21 protein-coding genes and 1 pseudogene are annotated in these 24,510 nt (G+C 70.5%); 10 read left to right on the top strand and 12 right to left on the bottom strand.

The window, feature by feature from the left end; genetic code table 11:
* Positions 1-29 precede the first annotated feature (29 nt).
* Both OG588_RS32520 and OG588_RS32515 read left to right on the top strand, forming a co-directional pair.
* Entirely contained in the window at positions 30-1,922 is a 1,893-nt protein-coding gene (locus tag OG588_RS32520) for an ABC transporter ATP-binding protein (protein WP_405950365.1), read from the top strand.
* Positions 1,923-2,061: 139 nt separating this feature from the next.
* A complete protein-coding gene (locus tag OG588_RS32515; RefSeq protein ID WP_405950364.1) occupies positions 2,062-2,940 on the top strand; it encodes a BTAD domain-containing putative transcriptional regulator in 879 nt (292 codons plus the stop codon).
* A gap of 127 nt (positions 2,941-3,067) precedes the next feature.
* Here the strand turns inward: OG588_RS32515 and OG588_RS32510 are convergent, their stop codons facing one another.
* Together OG588_RS32510 and OG588_RS32505 are read right to left on the bottom strand one after the other, a co-directional pair.
* Positions 3,068-3,712: a hypothetical protein gene (locus OG588_RS32510; RefSeq protein WP_405950363.1), complete on the bottom strand. Its 645-nt coding sequence runs from the start codon at positions 3,710-3,712 to the stop codon at positions 3,068-3,070.
* 166 nt (positions 3,713-3,878) lie between these two features.
* Positions 3,879-6,065 carry an ABC transporter family substrate-binding protein gene (locus tag OG588_RS32505; protein WP_405950362.1) on the bottom strand — a complete coding sequence of 729 codons (2,187 nt, stop codon included), beginning with the start codon at positions 6,063-6,065 and terminating at the stop codon, positions 3,879-3,881.
* Positions 6,066-6,357: 292 nt separating this feature from the next.
* On the opposite strand from OG588_RS32505, the gene OG588_RS32500 reads away from it, so the two are divergent.
* The 4 genes from OG588_RS32500 to OG588_RS32485 are packed head-to-tail and all read left to right on the top strand — an operon-like array spanning position 6,358 to position 10,254.
* Complete coding sequence (locus OG588_RS32500) at positions 6,358-6,648, top strand: hypothetical protein (RefSeq protein ID WP_329256769.1); 291 nt, start codon at positions 6,358-6,360, stop codon at positions 6,646-6,648.
* A 31-nt stretch (positions 6,649-6,679) separates the two neighbouring features.
* The gene (locus OG588_RS32495) at positions 6,680-7,501 is read left to right on the top strand and encodes a hypothetical protein (protein ID WP_405950361.1); all 822 of its coding nucleotides are present in this window, start codon (positions 6,680-6,682) and stop codon (positions 7,499-7,501) included.
* 18 nt (positions 7,502-7,519) lie between these two features.
* On the top strand, positions 7,520-9,487 hold the full coding sequence (locus OG588_RS32490) for a fumarate reductase/succinate dehydrogenase flavoprotein subunit (protein ID WP_398851621.1): 1,968 nt from the start codon (positions 7,520-7,522) through the stop codon (positions 9,485-9,487).
* The gene (locus OG588_RS32485) at positions 9,484-10,254 is read left to right on the top strand and encodes a succinate dehydrogenase/fumarate reductase iron-sulfur subunit (RefSeq protein ID WP_405950360.1); all 771 of its coding nucleotides are present in this window, start codon (positions 9,484-9,486) and stop codon (positions 10,252-10,254) included. Before OG588_RS32490 ends, OG588_RS32485 begins: the two co-directional genes overlap by 4 nt.
* 61 nt (positions 10,255-10,315) lie before the next feature.
* On the opposite strand, the gene OG588_RS32480 is transcribed toward OG588_RS32485, so the two are convergent.
* From OG588_RS32480 to OG588_RS32465, 4 genes are all read right to left on the bottom strand, one after another.
* A complete protein-coding gene (locus tag OG588_RS32480; protein ID WP_405950359.1) occupies positions 10,316-10,960 on the bottom strand; it encodes an SMI1/KNR4 family protein in 645 nt (214 codons plus the stop codon).
* Positions 10,957-11,961: a phosphotransferase family protein gene (locus OG588_RS32475; RefSeq protein ID WP_405950358.1), complete on the bottom strand. Its 1,005-nt coding sequence runs from the start codon at positions 11,959-11,961 to the stop codon at positions 10,957-10,959. Before OG588_RS32475 ends, OG588_RS32480 begins: the two co-directional genes overlap by 4 nt.
* On the bottom strand, positions 11,958-12,245 hold the full coding sequence (locus OG588_RS32470) for a hypothetical protein (protein ID WP_019058440.1): 288 nt from the start codon (positions 12,243-12,245) through the stop codon (positions 11,958-11,960). Before OG588_RS32470 ends, OG588_RS32475 begins: the two co-directional genes overlap by 4 nt.
* A gap of 84 nt (positions 12,246-12,329) precedes the next feature.
* Positions 12,330-13,427, bottom strand: a complete 1,098-nt coding sequence (locus tag OG588_RS32465) for a hypothetical protein (protein WP_405950357.1) — start codon at positions 13,425-13,427, stop codon at positions 12,330-12,332.
* A 763-nt stretch (positions 13,428-14,190) separates the two neighbouring features.
* Here OG588_RS32465 and OG588_RS32460 point away from each other — a divergent pair.
* A complete protein-coding gene (locus tag OG588_RS32460; protein ID WP_405950356.1) occupies positions 14,191-15,660 on the top strand; it encodes a hypothetical protein in 1,470 nt (489 codons plus the stop codon).
* 74 nt (positions 15,661-15,734) lie between these two features.
* Here the strand turns inward: OG588_RS32460 and OG588_RS32455 are convergent, their stop codons facing one another.
* The 6 genes from OG588_RS32455 to OG588_RS32430 form a co-directional block, all read right to left on the bottom strand.
* A complete protein-coding gene (locus OG588_RS32455) occupies positions 15,735-18,449 on the bottom strand; it encodes a SpoIIE family protein phosphatase (protein WP_405950355.1) in 2,715 nt (904 codons plus the stop codon).
* Positions 18,450-18,711: 262 nt separating this feature from the next.
* The gene (locus tag OG588_RS32450) at positions 18,712-19,119 is read right to left on the bottom strand and encodes an ATP-binding protein (protein ID WP_405953267.1); all 408 of its coding nucleotides are present in this window, start codon (positions 19,117-19,119) and stop codon (positions 18,712-18,714) included.
* Between the two features lie 206 nt (positions 19,120-19,325).
* A complete protein-coding gene (locus tag OG588_RS32445) occupies positions 19,326-19,754 on the bottom strand; it encodes a (deoxy)nucleoside triphosphate pyrophosphohydrolase (RefSeq protein ID WP_405950354.1) in 429 nt (142 codons plus the stop codon).
* A 31-nt stretch (positions 19,755-19,785) separates the two neighbouring features.
* Positions 19,786-19,983, bottom strand: a complete 198-nt coding sequence (locus OG588_RS32440; RefSeq protein ID WP_405953266.1) for an SPOR domain-containing protein — start codon at positions 19,981-19,983, stop codon at positions 19,786-19,788.
* A 342-nt stretch (positions 19,984-20,325) separates the two neighbouring features.
* Positions 20,326-21,078: a GntR family transcriptional regulator gene (locus OG588_RS32435; RefSeq protein ID WP_405950353.1), complete on the bottom strand. Its 753-nt coding sequence runs from the start codon at positions 21,076-21,078 to the stop codon at positions 20,326-20,328.
* Positions 21,079-21,225: 147 nt separating this feature from the next.
* Entirely contained in the window at positions 21,226-22,599 is a 1,374-nt protein-coding gene (locus tag OG588_RS32430) for a DUF4190 domain-containing protein (protein WP_405950352.1), read from the bottom strand.
* 114 nt (positions 22,600-22,713) lie between these two features.
* On the opposite strand from OG588_RS32430, the pseudogene OG588_RS32425 reads away from it, so the two are divergent.
* The 3 genes and pseudogenes from OG588_RS32425 to OG588_RS32415 all read left to right on the top strand — a co-directional run.
* Positions 22,714-22,878 (top strand): annotated as a pseudogene (locus OG588_RS32425) (proteinase inhibitor I4 serpin); the annotation flags it as partial.
* A 68-nt stretch (positions 22,879-22,946) separates the two neighbouring features.
* Entirely contained in the window at positions 22,947-23,078 is a 132-nt protein-coding gene (locus tag OG588_RS32420; protein ID WP_405950351.1) for a hypothetical protein, read from the top strand.
* Positions 23,079-23,210: 132 nt separating this feature from the next.
* Entirely contained in the window at positions 23,211-24,431 is a 1,221-nt protein-coding gene (locus tag OG588_RS32415; RefSeq protein WP_405950350.1) for a serpin family protein, read from the top strand.
* Positions 24,432-24,510: the final 79 nt, after the last annotated feature.

The raw sequence follows: 24,510 nt of genomic DNA, 5'->3' as shown, positions 1-24,510 counted from the left end.
AACTCCCGGTCGGGGAGGGGGAGATGGGGATGGGGGACAAGGTGACACAGCGGGCGGAACGCCGGCCCGGTCGGGCACAGCGGTACGCGGGACAGGTCGGAGCCCTGGCGGGCGTCACGGTCCGTGCGGGCGGGTTCGCCTTCACCGCCGCGCCCTGGCTGCTCTCCGCGTATGTGGCCGTGTCCTTGGTCCAGGGCGCGCTGCCCGTCGCCGTCGCCTGGCTGACCAAGAGCGTCCTCGATCACATCACGGGCGGCGCGTCGCTCGACTCGACGATCGTCCCGGCACTGGGTCTCGTCGTCACCGGTCTGCTCACCGGCGCCCTCCCCCACTTCGCGACCTATGCCCGGACGAGCCTGAGCCGGCGGGTGGGTCTGCGCGCCCAGGCCGGGCTGTTCGCGTCGATGGGCAGGCTGCCGGGGCTGGCGAGATTCGAGGACGCGCACTTCCTGGACCGCCTGCAGATCGCCAAGCGGCAGGGCGGTGGCGAGGCTCTCTACCTCGTGGATCACACGCTGGGCATGGCGACGGCCGCGCTGACCATCTCCGGATTCGTCGGCTCGCTGTTCGCCACGGCTCCTGCCCTGGGCATCGTCGTGATGCTGTTCGGCCTCGCCGTCGTGGTCGCCGAGGTCTCGCTCTCGCGCGAGCGCGTCGACCTGGTGCGCGCGACCACCCCCGACGAACGGCGCGAGCTCTTCTACGAGCAACTGCTCACCGACGTCGAGGCCATCAAGGAGATGCGCCTGTTCGGCATCGGGTCGATGTTCCAGCAGCGCATGCTGTCCGCTCGTACGCGCATCAACAGGGCCCGGGACTCACTGGACCGCAGAATGCTGCGCGTGCAGGCGGTCCTCGCGCTGGCCGCCGCGTCGATCGCCGGGTGCGGACTGGTCTGGGCGATCGCCGTCGCCTGCCGGGGCGAGCTGTCCGTCGGCGATGTGACCATGCTCGTCGCCGCGGTCTCGTCGATACAGGGCGCCCTTGCGGTGCTCGCGGCGAGTGTGGCGAGCACCCATGAACTCGCGGCCCTTTTCCAGCAGTTCATGGGACTCCTCACCGTCGAACCCGACCTCCCCCTGACACCTCATCCGGAAAAGACACATCCGCTCCGGCAAGGAATCGAACTCCGGGACGTCTGGTTCCGATACGGCGACGATCAGGAATGGGTCCTGCGGGGCGTGAACCTCTCGATATCCGTGGGCGGGACAACAGCGCTCGTCGGCCTGAACGGAGCGGGAAAGTCGACCCTCATCAAACTCCTCTGCCGTTTCTACGATCCGACGCGCGGCGCGATCCTGTGGGACGGCACCGACATACGCGAGCTGGACATCACCGAATACCGGAACAGGATTGCCGCCGCGTTCCAGGAATACATGCGCTACGACATGACGGCGCACGAGAACATAGCCATCGGGGATCTGACCGCGTGGCAGGATTCCCCGCGGGTCAGGCGGGCCGCGCACCGCGCCGGTGTCCACGAGGCCCTGACACGACTTCCCCGCGGGTACGAGACGCAGCTGTCCAGAATCCATGTCCTCGAATCGGCCACCTCCGGTGACGAGCCCGGTGTGTTGCTGTCCGGGGGACAGTGGCAGCGGGTGGCGATAGCGCGGGCGCTCCTGCGGGAGGACCGGGACTTCCTCATCCTCGACGAGCCGTCGGCGAGCCTCGACCCGGAGGCGGAGCAGGAGATGCTGGCGACACTGGCCGGGTTCCGGAAGGGACGCACCAGCCTGCTGGTGTCGCATCGGCTGGGGGCGGTGCGGAGCGCGGAGAAGATCGTCGTGCTGGCCCGGGGCCGGGTCGTGGAGTGCGGCACGCACGAGGAGCTGATGGACCGGGCCGGTATCTACGCCCGCCTCTTCGCCGCCCAGGCCTCGGGCTATGTCGATCGCGAACCCGTCCCGGCCCGCGAATGAGGCCGGTAAACGACTGGCTTTCCGCCCGACGACCCCCGTCCCGGCCACAGAAACCTCTTGCTTCGGCCACAGACGCCATGCTACTTACGGGCTCTTACCCGGCCACCTGTGCCGCGGCCAAAGCGTCCTTAGGGGGAATATGGCCGACATATTCGGACAGACGGAATCCAAAGGTTCAGTTACCTCTCGTTATGTGCTCCTGGGCGCCTTCGCGGTCCGGGACAATGGCCGGCCCGTGGATGTTTCACGACCCCGTCTCCGGGCCCTTCTGAGCCATCTGCTGTTCCATGCCAACACGACGGTGAGCCTGTCGCAGATAATCGACGCCCTCTGGGGGGAGAAACCACCGCACACCGCCCGGGCCCAGGTCCACAACGCCATTTCCGCACTGCGTTCCGAACTGCCCGGACGATTCACCAAGGGGCTGGTCACCGATCCCGGCGGCTACCGTTTCCGCATCGCCACCCATGACCTGGATCTGCTGATTTTCAGGAGCCTGCTGGAATCGGCGGACCGGCAGCGCGGTGATCGTACCGAGGCCATCCGGCTGCTCCGCTCGGCACTCGGCCTCTGGCGGGGAACCCCCTTCACCGGTGTCCACGCGCCGTTCGTCGAGACCGCCTGCGCCCGCCTGGACGAAGAGCGTTTCCGTGCCAACGAAATGCTCGCCGACCTCGAAATGACGGAGGGCTGCCACGCGGATTCCGTACCGAGACTGACCAGTCTGCTCGCCGAATACCCCGCCCGCGAGTCCCTCGCCGAACGGCTGGCGCTCGCCCTCTACCAGAGCGGCCGGAAGATCGACGCGCTCGCCGTCCTGCGTGACATGCGGCTGCTTCTCGCCGAGGAATACGGGCTGGACGTCCGACGGCGCGCACAGGACCTGGAGTCGGCGATCCTGCGAGGAGATCCAGCGCTGGAACCGCCGGAAATCTGGCGCTCAACGGAGACCGGGGCCCCGAGGCCCGCACACCTCGAGCTCTCGCTCACGGCCACACCGGCGCGGCCCAGGTCGTAGCCCCCGGCCCGGCACCGCGCACCGTACGACGGCCGCCGCCCCGCGAGTGACTGCGGGGCGGCGGCCGTACGTGTCGTACGGGGAAGAGGCCTGCGCAGGGCCCGGCGGACCCTGCGGAGGGGTGGGGTCAGGCCTTCGCGGCGACCGAGTCCGCGCCGCAGGAGAGGCGGGCCGCCTCACGAGCCGTGGCGTTTCCAGTGCTTTCGGTGCATTCGAGGACGCCGGAGATCGGGACGATCCAGCTCTCCGCGTGCCCGGTGGTGACCTTGCCTCCGGGGCAGGTGTAGCGGAAGTCCGCCTCCACGACCCGCACGGCGGCGTACTGCACGAACCGCCCGGCCCCGTCCAGCGTCCCGCCGTCGTCGGCGTTGAGTTCCGGTCCCTTGCTCCCGACCTCCGTGAACGCCCCCACATAGTCGCCGTCGGAGTCGATCTCGCCGATCTTCCTGCCCAGGGAGGTGAGGATCTCCTTCGCCGCCGGGGCACCGGGCCCGGCCTGCACCGCGACCTGGACCGTGGCCAGTCGCCGCACCTTGTGCTTCAGCGGGCCGCCGCCCTTGCCCAGCGTCTCCACGTCCGAGACCCCGAGCAGCCGCGTCGGCTTCTCGATGTTGATCCAGGTGTACGTGCCGTTCGCGCATGCCTTGCCGGCGACCGCGGGCTGCGCCTCCTTGGTGCCGGCCGTCGCGCTGCCGCTCGTCTTTCCCGCGTCACCGGATCCGCTCGTACAGCCCACGGCCCCGGCGAGCAGCGCCGCGAGTGCGAAACCCACGGCCGACGTCCTTCGTGTTCCCCCGTACATGGCCACCCCGTTGTTCTCGTTGTCCTCGTCGTCCTCGTGAAAAGAGGACGCCCGCTGTGATCAGGATTGCGTCACTCTGACCGAGCACAGCGGGCGGGGCAAGCGAATTGAGGCGATTCTGAGGCTTCCGGCCGGATCAGCTCCCGGACGACGGGCTCGGCGACACCTTCGCCCCCTTCTTCAGGAAGCCCATGTCCTCGTAGACCGGGGTCTGGAAGCCGAAGGAGCCGGCGTTGACGACGGTCCTGCGGGCGGCCGTGAGCTGGGGGCGCTGGTAGAGGGGGATCGAGCCGGCCGCCGCCCAGATGCGGGCGTCGGCCTTGCGGACCAGGGCGGCGGACTCGTCCTCGTCGAGGGTGGAGGCGGCCTGGTCGAAGAGCTGGTCGACCTGGTCGGTGCCGACGCGGGTGTAGTTCTGCTCGACGTTCAGGGAGCCGTCCGCGGCCGGGACCGGCTTGGCGAAGATCGGGCGGGCGTCGGTGGCCGGGAAGGCGGACGCCGGCCAGGAGTAGAGGGCGAGGTCGTACTGGCCGGACGCGATGTGGTCCTTGAAGTAGCTGTCGTCGGAGACCTTGGTGATCTCCGTGCGGATGCCGACCTTCTCCAGCATCCGGGAAATGCTGTCGGCGACCGCGCTCAGCGACTCCGAGCCGGTGCCGGAGGGGAGCACGAAGCGCAGGGTGAGCGGCTTGCCGTCCTTGGCGAGCACCCCGGTCTTCGCACCCGCCGGGGCGGCCGTGCCCTTGGGGGCGTACGCGCCGGGCGCGCCGCCCTGCTTCACCTTCCGGCCGTCGTACTGCTTGCCGTCGGCGAGGTGCTTGGAGCCCTCGTCACCGCCGTGCCTGGAAGCCTTGTCGTGCTTCTTGGTGTGGTCCTGCGGGTCCTTGTTGTCCTCGCCGACGATGTACTGCCCGTCGGAGCCGCCCTCGGAGTCGGCCTCGTCGTCCTTCTTGCTCTTCTTGCCCTCGGCGCCGGCGGCCTTCTCGCCCTTGTCCTTGAGCGGCCCGCCGGGCACCCAGCCGGCATCGGTGAGCAGCGCCTGCGCCTCCGTGGTGTCGTGGTCGCCGAGCGCGCCGCTGTTGTCGGCGTACGCGACCTGCCCGGAGAGCGCGAGGTGGCTGCCGACCGGCACGGCGGGCAGACCCAGCGGCGCGAGTACGACCTTGGCCAGCGCCGTACGGTCGAGCGCGCGGGCCACCGCACGCCGGACGCGCTCGTCGGCGAGCGGGCCCTCGGAGCCGTTGAGGGCGAGCTGCGTGTAGGCGGGCTCGAAGGAGCGGCGGACGGTGAAGGCGCGCAACGCGTCCTGCTGACGCAGGTACTTGGCGAGCGCCTTGCGCTGCTTCTTGCCGAGCTTCTTCTGCTGCCGGCTCTCGTTCTTGTTCTCGTCCTTGCTCGTGGGGCTCGCGCTGGCGCCCTGGAGCGGGGTGTTCGTGCCCTTCGCGCGGCCCGCGAGCGCGATACGGCTCGCGTCGGCGGGGTCGATCTCGGCCAGGTCGACCGTGCCGTCGGCGAGCGCGGCGGCCCGCTTGTCGAGCGGTACGGCGTGCAGCACGATCTCGGAGAGCTTCGCGGGCCGGCCCCACCAGTGCGGGTTGCGGGCGAGGACGATCTCCTTGTCCTTGCGGTCGATCTTCTGCACCCCGAAAGCGCCGGCGGTGACCTTCAGCTTGCGGCGGGCGCCGTCGTTGAAGGCGTCCGGGGTGCCCATGACGTCCTTGGGGTACAGCGGCGAGAACAGCGACTTCCAGTCGGCGTACGGCCTGCTGAAAGTGACCTTGACCTCAAGGTTGTTGGCGCCGCGCTCGATCTTCTCGATGCGGTCGTAGCCGGCGTTGCGGGCGGTCCAGTACGCGGAGTCCTTGCCGGACAGGGCGCGCCACTGGGCGGCGAAGTCGGCGGCGCCGATCTCGCGGCCGTCGCTCCACACGGCCTGCTGGTCGAGCTTGTAGAGGACGACCTGCTTGGGCTCGGTGTCGACGACCTTCGCGGACTCCAGGTAGTCGGCGTCACGCTGCGGCCGGCCCTGCGCGTCGAGCCGGAACATCGCGGGCAGGACGGCCTGGGCGACGCGGGTGGTGGCGTCGTCGGCGTCCGACTGGAACGTGTTGAGGGTCTCCGGTACGTCGTCGACGGCCCAGTTCAGGGTGCCGCCGTCGGCGACCAGGTCACGGCCGACCGGCGCGATGTCCTGTCCGGCGAGCGGCTTGCCGGACTCGTTGTCCGAGCTGCACGCCGCGAGGGTGGGCACCGCGAGCGCGCCCGCGGTGAGGAAGGCGACCGAGCGCATGACCGCGCGCAGTCTGACGCCGTCGTGGGACATCACTGCTACCTCCGGTAAGCCGCGGGCTTCTGATCACTTTTGGGCGTATATGGAGCTGATCAGATCTTTGCGGCCACTGAAGAGGAAACGGTTCAGCCTTTGAGGGCGACACGGCGAGGGGCGCCGGGAAGCCCACCCGTGCGGCGCAATGTTCGAATCTGCCCCCGTACACACCAACGCACCCCGGCCAATCCGTGCACACCGCTTCCCACCGGCAGGTGTGGCGCGCAACACTCGCAGGCGCATGAACGTTGCCGTCCAGGGCCGACGCCCACGGAAGCGAGGTCATGTCATGTCCGTGCACGACGAACTGACGTCAGTCCAGCGCTGTCTCGACGACCTGTTCAGGTCGGTGGGGCGGCTGGAGAACCAATTCGGCAGCGGCGGCCTGGAAATGCGCAGGGTCAAGGCCGACGCCGACCGGCTGCGCGAGAGTGTGGCGCTGCTGCGCGATGCCGCACCAGGGATCGAGCGCCCCCGGCGCCCCGATCTCGTCCCCATCTCCGACGCCCCGTACGACAAGAGCCTGTGGACGGACACGGACGACGAGGGACTCGGCGCCCACCACGGCCCCGGCCACTGAGCGTCCCCAGCAACCGACCGGAGTCTTCAAGTTGGCCACTGGTACGGAACCCCAACCGAAGAGCGGCGGCGTACACACCGGTACGCGCGCCGCGATCGCCGCCCCGCATCTGCGGACCGACCGCTGGTGGCTGGCCCCGGCCGGCACCGCCGCCGGACTGCTGGCCTTCATCGTCTACTCGACGTGGCGAGCCTTCGCGGACTCGAACTACTACGCGGCGCCCTATGTCTCGCCGTTCTACTCACCCTGTCTGGCCGACCGGTGCAGAACCATGCACGCGGGCCCGAACGCCGACCTCTTCGGCAGCTGGTGGGGCATCTCCCCCGCCATCATCATCCTGATCTTCCCGCTCGGCTTCCGCCTGACCTGCTACTACTACCGCAAGGCCTACTACCGCGGCTTCTGGGCCTCGCCCCCGGCCTGCGCGGTGGCCGAGCCGCACAAGAAGTACAGCGGCGAGACCCGCTTCCCGCTGATCCTGCAGAACATGCACCGGTACTTCTTCTACGCGGCGCTCCTTGTGGCGGGCACGCTGACGTACGACACCGTGCTGACCTTCCGCGACGAGCACTACCACTGGGGCCACATGGGCCTGGGCACCCTCGTCTTCGTGGCCAACATCGTGCTGATCTGGGCGTACACCCTCTCCTGCCACTCCTGCCGGCACATCGTCGGCGGCAAGCTCAAGCACTTCTCCAAGCATCCCGTGCGCTACAAGGCGTGGAAGTTCGTCGGGAAGCTGAACAACCGTCATATGCAGCTCGCCTGGGCGTCGTTGATCAGCGTGGCGGCCGCCGACTTCTACGTGTACCTGGTCGCCTCCGGAGCCTTCAATGATCCGCGCTTCTTTTAGATTGGCAGGGGCCTTCTGATGTCCGTGGTCGAGCGACAGGAGTGGGACGTCGTCGTGGTCGGTGCCGGCGGCGCCGGTCTGCGGGCCGCCATCGAGGCGCGCGAGCGCGGAGCCCGTACGGCGGTGATCTGCAAGTCGCTGTTCGGCAAGGCCCATACGGTGATGGCCGAGGGCGGCATCGCGGCGGCGATGGGCAACGTCAACTCCCACGACAGCTGGCAGGTCCACTTCCGGGACACCCTGCGCGGCGGCAAGTTCCTCAACCAGTGGCGCATGTCGGAGCTGCACGCGAAGGAAGCCCCGGACCGGGTATGGGAGTTGGAGACCTGGGGCGCCCTCTTCGACCGTACGCAGGACGGCCGGATCTCGCAGCGCAACTTCGGCGGCCACGAGTACCCGCGCCTCGCCCACGTCGGCGACCGTACGGGACTTGAGCTGATCCGCACGCTCCAGCAGAAGATCGTGTCGCTCCAGCAGGAGGACTACAAGGAGACCGGCGACTACGAGTCCCGCCTGAAGGTCTATCAGGAGTGCACCGTCACAAGGGTGTTGAAGGACACTGCATCCATGGGCGGCTCCGCCGCGGGCCGGGTCTCCGGCGTCTTCGCCTACGAGCGCGAGACGGGCCGCTTCATGGTCCTCGAAGCCCCCTCCGTGGTGATCGCGACCGGCGGGATCGGCAAGTCCTTCAAGGTGACGTCGAATTCGTGGGAGTACACGGGCGACGGCCACGCGCTGGCACTGCTCGCCGGAGCGCCCCTGCTCAACATGGAGTTCGTGCAGTTCCACCCGACGGGCATGGTCTGGCCGCCGTCCGTGAAGGGCATCCTGGTCACGGAGTCGGTGCGCGGCGACGGCGGAGTACTGCGCAACTCCGAGAACAAGCGGTTCATGTTCGACTACATCCCCGACGTCTTCAAGGAGAAGTACGCCGAGTCGGAGGCGGAGGGCGACCGCTGGTACGAGGACCCCGACAACAACCGCCGTCCCCCCGAACTGCTCCCCCGCGACGAGGTCGCCCGCGCCATCAACTCCGAGGTGAAGGCGGGCCGCGGCTCACCGCACGGCGGGGTCTTCCTGGACGTGTCGACGCGGATGCCGGCGGAGGTGATCCGGCGCCGACTCCCGTCCATGTACCACCAGTTCAAGGAGTTGGCCGACGTCGACATCACGGCGGAGGCGATGGAGGTCGGGCCGACCTGTCACTACGTGATGGGCGGCATCGCGGTCGACTCGGACACCGCGGCGGCACGCGGAGTGGAGGGGCTGTTCGCGGCCGGTGAGGTGGCCGGCGGCATGCACGGCTCCAACCGGCTCGGCGGCAACTCCCTTTCCGACCTCCTGGTGTTCGGCCGCAGGGCGGGCTGGCACGCGGCGGACCATGCGGCCGACCTGGCGGAGAGCCGCCCGCTGGTGGACGACACGGAGGTCGACCTGGCGGCGGCGGAGGCACTGCGCCCCTTCTCCGCGGAGGGCCCGGAACCCGGCCAGGAGAACGGCCGCACACCCGAGAACCCGTACACCCTCCACCAGGAACTCCAGCAGACCATGAACGACCTCGTCGGCATCATCCGCCGCGAGGGCGAGATGGAACAGGCGCTGGAGAAACTGGCGGATCTTCGAGTACGGGCCCGCCGGGCGGGAGTCGAGGGCCACCGGCAATTCAACCCCGGCTGGCATCTCGCCCTGGACCTGCGGAACATGCTGCTGGTCAGCGAGTGCGTGGCCCGGGCGGCGCTGGAGCGCACCGAGTCGCGCGGCGGACACACCCGCGAGGACCACCCGGGCATGAGCCGCGACTGGCGCCGCATCAACCTGATCTGCCAACTGACCGATCCCAACGGCGGGTTGGCGGCGGCGGACCCGGTGTCCGGCCAGATCTCCCTGACCCGCGAGACCACCGAACCCATCCGCGCCGACCTGCTCGCCCTCTTCGAGAAGGAAGAGCTGGTCAAGTACCTCGCCGAAGAGGAGCTGTACGAGTGAGCAGCTACGAGGCCCGTTTCAAGGTGTGGCGGGGGGACGTCAAGGGCGGCGACCTTGAGGACTTCAAGGTCGAAGTCAACGACGGCGAGGTGATCCTGGACATCATCCACCGCATCCAGGCCACCCAGGCCTCCGACCTCGCCGTGCGCTGGAACTGCAAGGCGGGCAAGTGCGGTTCGTGCTCGGCGGAGGTCAACGGCCGCCCCCGGCTGATGTGCATGACCCGCATGTCCGTGTTCACCCGCGAGGAGACGATCACGGTCACCCCGCTCCGCGCCTTCCCCGTGGTCCGCGACCTGGTCACGGACGTCGGCTTCAACTACCAGAAGGCCAGGGAGATCCCGTCGTTCGTACCGCCGGCGGGGGTCGCGGCCGGCGAATACCGGATGATGCAGGAGGACGTCGACCGCGCGCAGGAGTTCCGCAAGTGCATCGAGTGCTTCCTCTGCCAGGACACCTGTCACGTCGTCCGCGACCACGAGGAGAACAAGACGGCGTTCGCCGGCCCCCGATTCCTCATGCGGGTCGCGGAGTTGGACATGCACCCGCTGGACGCGGCGGCGGACTCCGGCCTGGACCGCAAGAAAACCGCCCAGGACGAACACGGCCTCGGCTACTGCAACATCACCAAGTGCTGCAGCGAGGTCTGCCCCGAGGGCATCCACATCACGGACAACGCACTGATTCCCTTGAAGGAACGGGCAGTTGACCGCAAGTACGACCCGCTGGTGTGGCTGGGGTCGAAGATCGGGAGGCGTTCTTCGTAGGTCGGGCGGCGACGCCGACCAAGGCCGGCCGCGGTCTCGGTCTCGGTCGGCGGGCTGGTTCTCATCGCTCGCCTCCCCACGCGTGCCGCTCCGCGTCCCGGAGCCAGGTCAGATACCAGCCCGCGAAGCCGGCCCGGGCACCCTGCAACGGCACGATGCCCTCGTCGGCGGCCCGGAGGTCGTCCCAAAGCGTGCCGCGCCGGGGGCCGTTGAGGACGAGGAGTGTGAAGTAGCCGCAGCCCTGGTGGTTCAGACAGAGGGTGCCGGCCGCGAGCCGTTCGTCCAGGGAGTCGTACTCCCGCTCCCAGGTCTCGTACGCCGCCCGCCGCTCCCGCTCGTCGGCGGGTGCTCCCGGCGCGCCCTCGTACGGTTCGACGTCCGAGTGGGCGGCGAGGCGGTCGGCGAAGTCCTGGTCGACGACGGGCGGCTCGGTGCCGGGGCGCCAGGGCTCGCGTTCCGGGTCGGGGCGGAGCAGCCCGTACTCGGGGCCCGCCCCGCTCGCACCGACCTCCAGCAGGAAGGTCCGGTACTCGTCGGGCAGTCGGATGCCCAACCTGGCCTCGATATCCGTGACTTGCTGCCTGGTCAGGACGTCGGCCGGCTTGAAGGCATGCTCGTGCGCGCCGAACACCTTGTCCCGGTGCGGAGCCGCGCTCAGCGCCAGGACCCGCTCGCGTACGCCCGCCCAGACGTCGACGCCGGTCACGTCCGCCCCACGAGGGACAGCGCCTGCTGGAGGTTGTGTTCCGCGATGCCGCGCATGAACTCCGGGTCGTGGAAGTCCCCGACGTCCAGGAGACGAAGGGGGCCGACCACCAGGGAGAGGTGCATGGCCAGGCGGTAGAGGCTCAGGCGGTTGGCGTCGAGGGCCTCGGTACCTTCGGTGCGCAGGGCGTCGTAGTGGCGGCCGAAGCGCAGGCGGAGGAAGACGTGTTCCCATTCCGCGTCGAAGTACATCAGGCCTTCGATGTCGATGAGGGCGAGGTCGCCGTCGGGGGTCACGCGGACGTGGTCGGGGCCGAGTTCGCCGTGGATGAGGGCGGGGCGCACGGTGCGGTGGTGGATCCGCGCGGCCAACACCCCCAGCCAGTCGGCCAGTTGGGCGTGTACGGCGGTGACTCGGGGCTCGCGTGCGGTGAGTTCGGCGAGGTCGCTCAGGGCGCGTTCTACGACGACCTCCGTGCACGAACCGCCGTACGAGGAACCGCCGTTGTCGACGACGGCGACCTTGCCGAAGCACGGGCCCGTGCAGGCGTGCAGGGTGTCGAGCAGGGCCGCCATCCGCTCCAGCGCATCCGCCTTCGGTACGGCGGCCGGGGCGCCGTCCAGCAGGTCCTCCAGGGTGCCGCCCGGGAGGTCCTCGACGATCGCCACGTCCGCCGGGAGGTGGGTGTGCGTGGGATCGGCGTGGAGGAGTCGGGGCGCGCGGACGCCGGCTGCGGCGAGGCGGTTCGCCGCCCCGGTGAAGAGGGTGAGGCCGGAGGCGTGCGAGAAGGGGTCTCGGGGGTCGCCGGGGCCGGCGTCCCAGAGATCCTCGTCCGGCGACCAGACGTAGGCCACAGCGGTCGAACGGTCCTGGAAGGCCAGGCGGTAGACGCCCTTCTTCGAACCGCCCCGGAGGCGGGTGACGTCGTTCAGCGTGTGGCCGACGGCGTGGGCGAACGGGGCCAGGTCGGTGCGGGTGAGGGTCTTGCGGGTGGTGGTCATCGGAGCGCGGGGCGCTGCGCGCGCCACTGGAGTGCACCGCCGAGGGCGATCAGGGCGAGCGCCGTCGCGGCACCCGCGTCGCCCAAGGCCAGGGAACTCGCCCACCAGCGCAGGGAGATCCCGGTCGCCATGCCCGACGCGAAGACCAGCTGGCCGTAGCCCCACAACTCGGGCCGTACGACCCGGCCTTGCAGCGTCGGCAACATGCGGCCGGTCGTCACCGCGACGACTCCGCTCACGGCCATCAGCGCACAGGCCGCCGCGGCCAGTACCGTCCACACCATCGCCCACCCCCATCGGACCTGGCCGATCATCGCACCCCGGGCTCCGAACAGCGCGGTGTTTTCAGGGAACTTGAGCGTGTGCGCCTATCGCACCCAGCCCTCCCGGTACGCCGTCCAGTCCGCCTCCGTCGCCGCGAAGTCGACGTACAGGGCGACACCGAAGTTCGTACGGTCCGCGTCCGTGCGGGACAGGCCGAGGCGTACGCCGCGTACGGCGGCGGGGACGGTCTCGGCGGCGCCATGGTGACCGAAGCGGTTCTCGTGGAAGAAGGGCAGGCCCATGAGGAGGTCGGTGGAGTCCGGGGTGACCTCCAGGGCGAGTGAGGTCTGCTGGGCGACGTAGCCGCCGTAGAGGCTCTGGAGGGGTTGCATCGTGTCGTACGACATGACGGCGATCTGGTCGACGCGGCGGGCTACCTGGCCGAAGTACGCCTGCGACCACCACTTGGGGTGATTGGTGACGGTGCCCCAGAAGGAGTGGAAGGCGGGGAGCGGGTCTATCTGGTGGGCGGCGACGGAGAGTTGGGCGTGGTTCGCCTGGGTGACCTCGTGGAGTCGGTCGAGGAGGTCGAGGTAGTTCGCGTCGCCCGAGTGGAGGGGTTCCAGGTCGAAGTGGGCGCCCTCGAAGCCGGCGGCGAGGATCTGGCGGGTCGAGGCGACGATGGCTGTGCGGGTCGCGGGGTTCTGCAGGCGCAGGCCGTCCGGGCTCTCGGTGGCGAGCTTGTCCCCCAGCCAGGCCTGGACCCGGACCCCGGGAAGTTCCCTGTGCACCGACTCGATCAACCACGCCGCCCTGGGATAGTCCGACTCCGGGAGGGTGCCGTCGTGCTCCAGGGGGCCTGAATGGACGTACAGGTCGCGGATACCGGTGCTTTTCAGCCGCCCGGCGAGCGCCGCGATATCCGCGTCGGTCTTACGCCCGTCCACCCACGCATGGCCCAGCCAGATCGCGTCCTGATCCCTGGTGTACGTACCGTCGGCCGGCTCGCCGGTGTAGTTGATCCGAAGGGCGGTCTCAGCACCGAGGAGTGGCAGCACCAGGGCAAGCACAACAGCGAGGACACTCCGCCGAACCCACTTCGCTCTCCCACCCCGCCCACCCGTACTACTTTCGTCGTCGGGTGCGGGTGGCCCTTGTGGAGGTACGACACCGTCGGCGACCTCGGGTGAGCCGGTCCCCACAGCCCCGCCGGTCCCCACAGCCCCGCCGGTCCCCACAGCCCCGCCGGTCGCTTGGCTCCCGTCGTGATTCCCCGCCTGTGTTTCCTCCCGCTCGGCTCCGTCTCCGACCGCCGGACGGGCCTCGACGTGACCTTCCTGAGCCTCCAAGCGAGCGGCCGCATCCTCATCACCGGCCCTCGGGCCCGTCGGCGCTCCCGTCTCCCCCGCCTTCAGCCCCGCTGGCGCTTCCGCCGCTCCGGCCTCGGGATCCGCCGACGCGTCCGTGTCCTCAGACCCCGATCCTGCGGGCGCCCCCGGACCGGCCGTGGCGTCCCCGGCCTCCGCACCTGGGGACGCGGTTCCCTCTTCGATCACCGGGTCAGCCGACGTCTCCGTTTCGTCCTCTCCCGCCCCGGAACCACCAGACACGTCCCCCTCCCCAGCCTCCAGTTCCGCCGCCTGCGCGTCTCCCTCACCAGCCCTCGGCCCCGAGCCAGTCCCAGACCCCGAGCCAGCCCCCGCCCCCGTACCCCCTACACGCCGCATCCCCGCGTCACCCCTCCCCATAGCCGTACACCCCTCACCTCACTCGCCCCCGTACACCTCACGTCCCACCCCAGGCCCATCCCGGTCGCGCGCCCGCATTCCTGCTCATACGCTCCGAAATGTGACGTCATCCTTGATACGGGGCCGGCCGCGGCGCGGGACCTCCCACATATCCGTGCGGGTGGCACATGCCGTGTTGGGTGGGGCCGTCGGGGTCGTGTGGCTGGTGTTGCCGGTGATGACGATCAATGCGGAGGTTCCGGTTGCGGCCACCGGCGGTGGGGCCGTCGCCGTCGCGGGCGGGCCGGGGCGGCAGGACGCCGAGGGGGGTACATCCGCCGCCGACCTCGTCCTCCCCCTCGTCGCCCTGGGCGGAGTGGGCGTACTCGCGGGGTACGGGTACGTGCGCCGCACCCGTAGGGCCCGTACCCGTACGACTCCCGGCGTCGGTGTCGGTGTCATATCAGCCCAACCTCCTGTCACCCCGCTCCCCGTACTCGAACGCCAAGCCGGCGCCTCCCTCGTCCAGGCCGACGACTGCCTGCGCACCAGCCGTGAGGAACTCGCCTTCGTCCAGGCCCAGTTCGGGGACACGGCCATCGAACCGTTCGTACGGGCCCTGCGGGACGCCGAGCGTGAGCTCTCCGCCGCCTTCGCGATACGCCTGCGCTACGACCAAGGGGTCCCGGAAGAAGACGCCGCCCGGCGGCACGCCCTCGCCGGCATCGTCGGACGGTGCGCCGAAGCCGGGCGGCGACTGGATGCCGAAGCACCGGCATTTGATCAACTCCGGGCGCTGGAGGAGGAGTTGAATGCCTCCCTCGGCATCGCAGAGGCACGGTTTCGGGAACTCGCCGGCCGTGCGGGAAGCGTGGACGCCACACTCGCCGACCTCCACGCTCGCCACCCGGCAACCGCGACCACCACCGTCACCGGATACGTCGAACAGGCCAAGGACCGGCTCGTGTTCGCCACCACGCACCTCAACCAGGCCCGCCAGGCAGCCGACTTGGGAGACACCGGCCAAGCGATACGCGACCTCCGCGCCGCCGAGGGAGCCATCAGTCAGGCCGACACCTTCCTCAACGACGTCGACCGGCTCGCCGACTCACTCGCCACCGCCGCCGAGTTGGTGCCCGCCACACTCACCGGCGCCGAATCCGACATCACAAGGGCAACGGCCACATCACCAACAGGGCCGCTCCACACCCACCTCGCCCACGCCCACGCCACCCTCGCCGCCGTACGGGAGGAACTGGCCGGCGACCGCCCCCACGGCTACGACCCCCTCGACGCCCTGCGCCGCATCGTCCAGGCCCTGCTGCCCCTGGGCGGGACACGGGACGGAGTCCTCGGCGCCGCCGCGTGGCTCGTCGGGCGGAGTGACGTCGGTTCGGCGGACGGTTTCATCGCGACGCACCGGGGTGCCGTGGGCGTAGAAGCCCGCACCCGGCTGGCCGAAGCGGAGCTGCTGCTCACCACCGACCCCGCCGCAGCCGACGTACCCGGGTTGGAGGCCCGGGAGTTGGCCGAGCAGGACGTCCGTGTGCATGGGAACCCGTACGCCGGTGCCGTCGACGCGCACACGAGCGGGGTCGGCGGGGCGGTCCTCGGCGGGATCCTCCTCGGCGAGGACCCGGACGGCGGCCCACCCCTCTGCTTCGGCGGACCGGCCACCCGCAAACGCCGGGGCGTTCCGCCGACGTAGAACACCACAGCCGGGACCAGCCAAAGCCGCCAGAACCGTCAGAGCGGGCAGAACCGTCAGGGCGGTCAGAACCGTCAGAACAGACTGAGCAGCGCCTCCGCCGGGTCCACCATCCCGTTCTCCCCGTCCGGCAACGGCAGTTCGAACCACACCGTCTTTCCGCGTGGCGTCCGGCGGGAGCCCCACGCCGCCGACAGCAGGCCGACCAACTGCAGGCCCCGGCCGCCCTCGTCCGTGTCGCGGGCGCGGCGGCGGCGCGGCTGGACCAGGCCCGCGTCCCAGACCTCGCACACCAGGGTGCGGTCCAGGAGGAGACGGAGCCTGATCTCGCCCTCGCCGTACCGCAGCGCGTTCGTCACCAGCTCGCTGACCAGCAACTCGGTGGTGTCGATGAGGGGTTCGAGGTCCCAGGACTGGAGGCGGGCGCGGGCGTACTCGCGGGCGCGGCCCACGCTGCGTGGTTCGCGCGGCAGGGTCCAGTCGCCGACGGAGTCCTCCGGCAGGCCCTGGACGCGGGCCATGAGGAGCGCGATGTCGTCCTCGCCGTGGTGGGTGTCGAGGGTGCTGAGGACGTGGTCGCAGACGTCCTCCAGGTCGCGGTGGGTCTCGGCGTTCAGGGCCGCCGCGGTGGACGGGTTGCCGTCGGACGAACCACGCGTCGCCGGGTCGGTCAGGGCGCCCACGAACGCCTGAAGGCCCTCGTCCAGCGGGTGGTCGCGGGATTCGACCAGTCCATCCGTGTAGAGCGCCAGCAGCGCGCCTTCGGGGAGTTCGACCTCCACCTCCTCGAAGGGCTCGCCGCCGACCCCTAGGGGCATGCCGGGCGGGACGTCCAGCATCAGCGCGGCCTCGCCCGGTTCCACCAGGACCGGCGGCAGGTGGCCCGCGTTGGCGAAGGTGCAGCGCCTGGTCACCGAGTCGTAGACCGCGTAGATACAGGTCGCGAGGTATACCTCCGCCAGGTCCGCCTCGCGAGGGCGGCGGGCCGCCCTCGTCGCCTGCTGGACTCCGCCGGGGGTGCCGAGGCCCCGCGCGATCTCGTCCAACGCCGAGAGGACTTCGGCCGGTTCGAGGTCCAGGAGGGCCAACGTGCGGACGGCCGTGCGGAGTTCACCCATGGCCACCGCCGCGCGTAGACCCCGCCCCATCACGTCGCCCACCACCAACGCCGTGCGGTGGCCGGGGAGTTCGATGACGTCGAACCAGTCGCCGCCGACCTCCGTCGCCGCGTTCCCCGGAAGGTAGCGGCAGGCGATGTCGAGGCCGGATGCCTCCGGGTCGCCGGGCGGGAGCAGGGACCGTTGCAGTATCAACGCCCGTTCGTGCTCGCGCCGGTACAGCCGCGCGTTGTCGATACAGACGGCGGCCCGCGCCGCCAGCTCCACCGCGAGATCCCGGTCCCGGTCCCCGAACGGCTCGCTGCCCTTCGTACGGGCGAACTGCACCAGTCCTACGACGGTGTCGTGGGCGACCATCGGCACAGCCAGCGTGGACTGGACCGGGCCGCCCTCCTCGGCGGGGACGTACTGCGGGCGGGCGGTGCGCAGGGCGTCCGCGCAGGGCGAGTTGAAGGGGTAGTGGTGGACCGCGCCGATCGCGACGGGTGCGCCGCCGCCCACGAAGGGGGCGTCGGAGACCGCGCTGGCGAAGGCCACCCGGCGGAGTTCCGCGCTGCCGTCGGCGCGGCCGGGCGGGGTCTCGTCGCCGGCCAGGAGGCCCTGGTAGAGGTCGACGGTCGCGAGGTCGCAGAAGCCGGGGACGACGACGTCGAGGAGTTCGCGGGCCGTGGTCTCCAGGTCGAGGGAGTTCCCGATGCGGGCGCCGGCCTCGTTCAGAAGGGCGAGATTGCGCCGCGCGGAGGCGGCCTCGCGGGCGGCTGCACGGCGGGCGGTGACGTCGGTGCCGAGCCAGGCGATGCCGATGGGGCGGCCGCTGCCGCTGTGCACGCGGTAGAGGTTGATGGACCAGTGGCGGCGCTCTTCGGAACCCGGCACCAGGCCGGTGACGTGCATGTCCGTGATGGAGTTGCCGGTCTCCAGGACGCGGCGCAGGGTCGCGGTGACCCGCTCGGCCTCGGGGCTCTGCAGATAGTCCTGGACGCCGTTGCCCCGGTGGTCGTCGGGGGTGCCGCCGAAGGTGTTGGCGATCTGCTGGTTGGCCCGCCGGACCCGCAGGTCGGGATCGATCAGCAGGAACCCGAACGGAGATTGACCGAATATCGACTGCGAGGCGGCGAGATCGGTCTCGATGCGACGCAGGATGCGGACGTCGACGACGATGCAGACGGCAGCCCGCTCACCCTCCTCGGTCCGGGTCGGCATCACATAGACCTCGGCGAGCCCCTCCTTGCCCGGCTCCCCCTCCGGAGTCTCCGGCACCTTGAAGGGGACCACTCCGGTCCACTCCCGGCCGTCCAGGATCTCGGCCATCTTCCGCTGGCCGCGCTCGTGCAACTCGGGGTCGACGAAGGCCTCGATGGGATCCATGCCCACCGCGCGCTCCGTGGGGATGCCGAACAGCTGCTCGGCCCGCAGGCTCCACTGGTCGACGAGCCCGTCGGGGCCTATGGAGAAGGAGGCGACCTTGATGTAGTCGTAGATCGAGCCGGGTGGGCTGCTCTGCCACATGGCGTCGCCGACGGTCATCGCGTCGCCGCCGGACACACCCGACATGACGTCAGCGGCGGTCAGGCTGTCGCCTCCGGGCACGTCGATGTGACCCGCGGCCTCAGCCCTCGCGCGGTCCGACGGGTCCTCGGACTCCGTGGCCTTCGCTGGTATCTCGCTCACGCGAACCGTCCCCTCCAGCTCACCGCGTCCGGCACCGGTCACCGGGGGCGGCTGCCCGCAGTATCCAGCACTACGGCGCCGCACAACACGGTGTTCACGATCACAGGACAATCCCGATGCATTTCGGACCGGCCTGCGACAACACTCCCAGTCTTCTAACCAGCGGACACGCAGTCGAACCACGCCGATCGACAACCGTCACAGGCCTGAACCAGTCGATGGACACCATTGTCCGGTTCGTACAGCCGGCCGAGGCATCGCTTCACCCCGGGACCGCCAGCTCGAACCATACGATCTTGCCCGCTCCGCCCGGTCGGGTACCCCAGCGGACGCAGGCACCGGCGACCAGTTGGAGACCCCGGCCGCTCTCGTCCTCGGGGCGGGCGACGCGCTCGCGGGGCGGGTCGGGCAGCGGATCGGAGACCTCGACCAGCAGGACTCCGTCCGGGCCGACGGGGCGGACCAGCCGGACGCCGATGGGTCCGGTGGCGTGCCGCAGCGCGTTGGTCACCAGCTCGCTGACCAGCAGCGCCGCGATGTCGGCGAGGGCGTCGAGGTCCCAGTCCCGCAACTGGCCGCGGACGGCGGTGCGTGCGGTGCGGACGGCTCCGGGGTCCGCGGGAAAGGTCCACTCGGCGCAGTCGCCTTCGGTGTCGATCAAGCCGATCACATCCCGGGCCAGCCAGCTCACCCATGTCCGATTTCATGGGGTTAATGGGCACATACCCGATATTCAGGGCCCGGTACCGCCCCGGAGGGCGCACTGTGGCACGAACGGCGTACGCCGAGTCCGCCGCGCTCCGCCATCCCGGCCTACGTCATCCCGGCCCACGACGAGTCCGAAGCGGCCCGGCAGCCCTGCGCACGGCGACGAGTTCAGCGCGCCCCGGCCTCGACGAGCGCGAGCGCCTCCCGTACGGCGGGCACGTCCTGGTCGAGCCAGTCGACCGTCCAGATGTCGGCGGGAGCCAGCCAGCGCAGTTCGTCGTGGTCTTCGAGGGGCGCGGGCTCCGCCGAGCCGGGGAGCAGCCGGGCCGTCCAGACCTGGAGGACGTACGGCGGCTTCAGCGGCCACTCCCCCGGGACGCGCTCCACGGTCTCGGCGTCGACGCCGAGCTCCTCGCGCAACTCGCGCACCAGCGCGGCATCAGGGCGCTCGCCGGGTTCGACCTTGCCGCCGGGGAGTTCCCAGCGTCCGGCCAGTTCGGGCGGAGCGCTGCGGCGGGCGGCGAGCAGTCGGCCGCCGTCGCTGCCGCCGTTGCCGTCGAACAGGGCGGCTCCGACCACCACGATCCGTGTCGTCATGCGCCGGAGCCTACGGGGTGCGAGGGTGCGGTCAGTTGCGGGTGGCGTCCTCACTCTGTCCGATCCGCTCGACCCAGTACAGCTGCTTGTGGCCGCGGTCGTCGAGGCTGTCCGCGATCTTCTGGGCCTCCGCGCGGGTGGCGTATCTGCCCACGCGGTAGCGATTGCGATTGCCGTTGTCGTCCTGCCGTATCACGAGCCAGGGCAGGGTGATCGTGTCGTCGTTCATCGCCATCGCGCCCCTCCGCCTCCTGCTCGCGGTTCGTGCCGTACCCCACCCCATAAGGAAACCGCAATCCGCATATGCCGGAGCCTACGCCTAACCTTCACGCAGCGAATACGAGTTTTCACAAAGAGGTACGCAACCAGCCAGGACGGAGGGGGCGCACGATGACGAACGCGCCGTTGGCGCACCTCGATGCATCCGGTGAGAGGCACGCTACAGGCGTCGTGAACGACCTGCGAGAAAGACCGGAATCCAACGGCGCCCAGGGCAGGGCGAATTGGTCGGTTCCGGCGACAAATGCCGTATGGGGTGGACTACTTCACGCTGAGCGCACTACGCGGTGCGCTACTTGACCGGCAAGTGGTAGGCGATCCGGTAACGGTCGGCCGGGACCACCACGTCGGCCGTCTCCACCGGGCGGCCCGAGGCGTAGTACGTGCGCTGGATGACCAGGACCACATGCCCGGGGACTCCCCCCAGGGAGAGCAACTCCTCGGAGAGGCCCGGCCGGGCGCCGACCTCCTCGGTGACGTTGTCCACGACGACGTCGATGGCACGCATCCGCTCGACGACCCCCATGCCGCCGAGCGGCCCCTCCTCGGGCAGCATCACCGGCGTACGGCCGGTCACCGCGAGGGGCTCCCAGGACGTGGAGAGCATCATCGTCTCGCCGGCGTCCCGGAACACGTACTTCGTGCACATCACGCGGTCGCCGGGCTTGAGGGCGAGCCGCTCGGCGATCGTGACGCTGGCCTCGGCCTGCTCGCTGCTGGACTCCCAGGTGCCGCGCGCCTCCCCCTCGGCCTGCTCCTGCCGGAACGGGGTGGCCCCGGCCGGCGGCCGAAACCCGGAGCGGGACACGCGCCGCGGCACGGGACGCTCGCGCACATACGTCCCCGACCCGGAGCGGCCCTCGACCAGCCCTTCTGCCATCAGCACCTTGCGCGCTTCGAGCGCGACCGTGTCGGAGACCCCGTACTCCTCGCGAATCCTGGCCTGCGAGGGCAGCCGGGTGTGCGGGGGCAGCTGGCCGTCGACGATCTTCTTGCGGAGATCACCCGCGACGCGCAGATACGCCGGCTGCTCACCGAATGTCACTGGCCGCTCCCATCAGGTTGTACAGACAGCAACAGCCTGGCAACCGTGGGTTGTGCCATGCAAGCAAAGGCCAGAGAATCACTCGATGTGATGACTTATCCCCGGTGTGGGCTTTACCCAGGCACTTTCTCCCCGCTATAGGAGCCGTCACACCTCCATGCCGCCGGCGCCTCCCCCGCTGTCCTCGCCACCGTCGTTCTCGTCGTACGCGGGAGGGGTCGTGGCGAGCCCCAGAGCCTTGCGTGCGGTGACCGACTTCTGGGGGTCGATCAGGTCGGCGCCCTTGTCGTAGTGGGCGTAGAACTCGTCGGCGTCGGACGCCTTCGCCGCCTTCGCCCACTCCTTCTGCGCGGCCCGCAGATCCTTGACCAGGGCAGCGGCCGGTTCGGCGGAGGTGCCGGACCACTCATGGCCGTCGAGCAGATCGGCCTGCTGGGTGAGCGCGGTCGAGACCCGGCCCGCCCAGGCCTTGTGCCCCGGCAGGTCGTCCTCGACGTACTGCGCGTCCGGTGCCGTGTCCAGCGCCGAGTTGAGGACGTGGGCCGCCTTCAGATACGCGACCTGGTCGGAGTCGAGGTTCGTGGCGTCGTTGCGCAGCGAACCGCCGGGCAGGCTCGCCTCCTCGTCGGTGTTGCCGAACACGCAGGTGATCTCGCGGTCGCCCAGGCTCCAGCTCTGCGAGGTCGGGGTGACGTAGTAGATGTCCACGTCGTCGGGTACGGCCCAGCCGTCCATGGCGTAGGCGTCCTGGAGGGCGTAGCACTTGTCGTCGGCGGTGGCGGTGACCTTCTTGTCCCCCGGATACGAGCCGCTGCCCATCCGGACCACGGCGAACACCTCCCCGTCGTGCTCGCCGTCGCAGGACACCACGTCGAAGTCGTACGTCATGCCCTCCAGCGAACCGCTGGGCGCGTCGAAGCACTCGCCCTTCACCGGGGAGGCGCTCGCGTTGTTCCGCGCGCTGTCCTTGACGTCGTCCCAGAACCCGGTCGCCGCGCCGGTCACCCCGAGCACCCCCACCACCAGCCCGAACGCCGACAGCACCATGCCGGTCGCCGCCATGCTCCGCCCACGCTCGCCCCGCTTCTTGATCTGGTGCAGCGCGATCAGCCCGAGGACGAGCCCGACACCCGGCACGCAGCACAGGATCCCGAGCACGAGCGCGGCGACGGACATGCCGTTGAGGGGCGCGGGGTTGTTGTACGGGGTGTAGCCCTGGGACCAGGTCTGGTAGGGCTGGGGGCCGTAGGGGCTCGGGGGACCCGGAGGGGTCTGCACGCCTTGGGGGTACGGGGCGTAGGGGCTCTGCGGCTGTGTGCCGTACGGGGGTTGGGGCGGAGGCTGCGCGCCGTAGGGGGTCTGCGGGGGCGGGGCGTAGGGGTCCGCCGACGGCGGGGCGTACGAGTCCTGCTGCGGTGGGGCGTACGGGTTGTACGGGGTGGACGCCTGAGGGTCGGGAGCCGGGACCGGGGGCTGGTCCTGGGGACCTTCGGGACCCTGAGGGGGCGGGGGTATGGACACGGGTACCGTGCTCCTGGTTCAGGCGGGGATCTCCGGGGGGAGAGCTGGAGATCTTCAGATGCGGAACTGACGTACGACTTGGCGCATGGTAAGCGCGAGGTGAGCGGGGGTGGAATGCGGGTTACGCGAGCGACCGTGCAGGCCGTGAACGCGCTTACGGCGCGGTGGGCCGGGGTCGCCGACGGCGGCACGGTGTTCTCGGCGGCCGGGGTGTGGCCGTTGCTGGCTCTGCTGGCGGACGGCGCCGGGGGTGCGGCGCGGGCGGAGCTGGCGGACGCGGCTTTCGCGCGGCGGCGGTGACGGCCTTCGCCGCCATCCCCGGCGGTGCCCCGCCCGACCTTCGCCACGTGACCACCACCGTCACCGCCCGCTTCGACCGCCCCTTCGCCTTCCTCGCCCTGCACCGCCACTCACGGCTGGTGCTGGCGGCGGGGTGGGTCACGGAACCGGAGTTGTACCCCGAGGAGGACTGGGACTGATCGTCGCGGCTGATCGTCGGGGCTGCGCACCGGGGGCTGCGCGGCCGACGATAGCCTTCCCGTACGCGATCTTGCGATGGCGAGGTGGCGCGGTCTTGTGTCACGGAACTCACGGGGGCGGAATTGGGAGCGGTGCAGGGAACGGCGGTCGGCGGCACGGCAGTTGACGGTGCGGCGCTCGGGGGCGCGGTCGAGGCGGCCAATCGGCTGACGGCGCGCTGGGCGGGCTCGGTGTCCGGCGGCACGGTGTTCTCGGCGGCCGGGGTGTGGCCGCTGCTCGCGTTTCTCGCCGACGGGGCGTCCGGCGCCGCGCGGGCGGAGCTGGCGGACGCGGTGGGCATGCCCGCCGACCAAGCTGCCGCCGCCGCACGGGAGTTGCTGGCCCGGATGGCGTCGATACCCGGCCTGAACTCCGCGCTCGGCCTGTGGACCAGGCGCGAACTGCCCCTACGGGAGGGATGGCGGGCCGGGCTGCCGGCGGACACGCACGGTGTGCTCACCGAGGATCTCCCGGCCTGCCAGCAGGCGTTGGACGCCTGGGCCGCCGAGCGGACGGACGGGCTGATCGAGCGGATGCCGGTCACCTTGGACGAGGACGTGCTCATGGTCCTGGCGAGCGCGCTCGCGCTCCGTACCGAATGGCCGCGCCCCTTCAGCGAGTTGAGGCTCCGCCCGGACACCGGCCCCTGGCAGGGACGGCAGTTGGTGGGCCTGCACCGCACCGGCGTTCGTCTCGACCGGGTCGGCGTGGTGGGCGGCCCGCACGGTCACGTCACCGAGCTGAAAGTCCCCGGCGACAACGGGATCGACGTCCACCTGCTGCTCGGCGAACAGCGCATGACGCCAGGTCAGGTGCTGGGCACGGGAGTTGACGTGCTGGCCCGCCGACTGGCGGTGGTCCCGAGCGGCCAACTCCCGTACGGCGAGGTGGGACCGGGCCTGCTCGTCGAGCAACAGCGGTGCACCACACCGCGACCGCCCGAGCTGTACGTCACGACGGTGGCGTACGACATGCGGGCGCGGCACGATCTCCGGGGCCTGCACGGCTTGTTCGGGCTCACCACGGCGATGGACAGCGGGGACGGCCACTTCCCCGGCATCAGCCCGTCCCCGCTGGCCATCGGCCAGGCCGAGCAGTCCGCCGTGGCCCAGTTCGGCGCACTCGGCTTCCGTGCGGGCGCGGTGACCGCGATCGCTCCGGTCGCCGGCGGCGCCCTGCCCGACCTCCGCTGCACGACCACCGTCGTGAAGGCCCGCTTCGACCGCCCCTTCGGCTTCCTGGCCGTACACCGGGAGTCCCGCCTGGTCCTGACGGCGGGCTGGGTCACCGATCCGACCCCGTACGGAAGGTAGGGGACCCGGGGCCGGTTGCGCTCCGTACGTGGTAATCCCCCGCGCGCTTCCCACCCTCGCCGCGCGGGGCAGCCCATCG

The sequence above is a fragment of the Streptomyces prunicolor genome (genome assembly GCF_045162825.1).
Classification (GTDB): domain Bacteria; phylum Actinomycetota; class Actinomycetes; order Streptomycetales; family Streptomycetaceae; genus Streptomyces; species Streptomyces prunicolor.
Note: the sequence above shows the minus strand (reverse complement) of the source record. Positions and strands in the feature narration are given on the sequence as shown.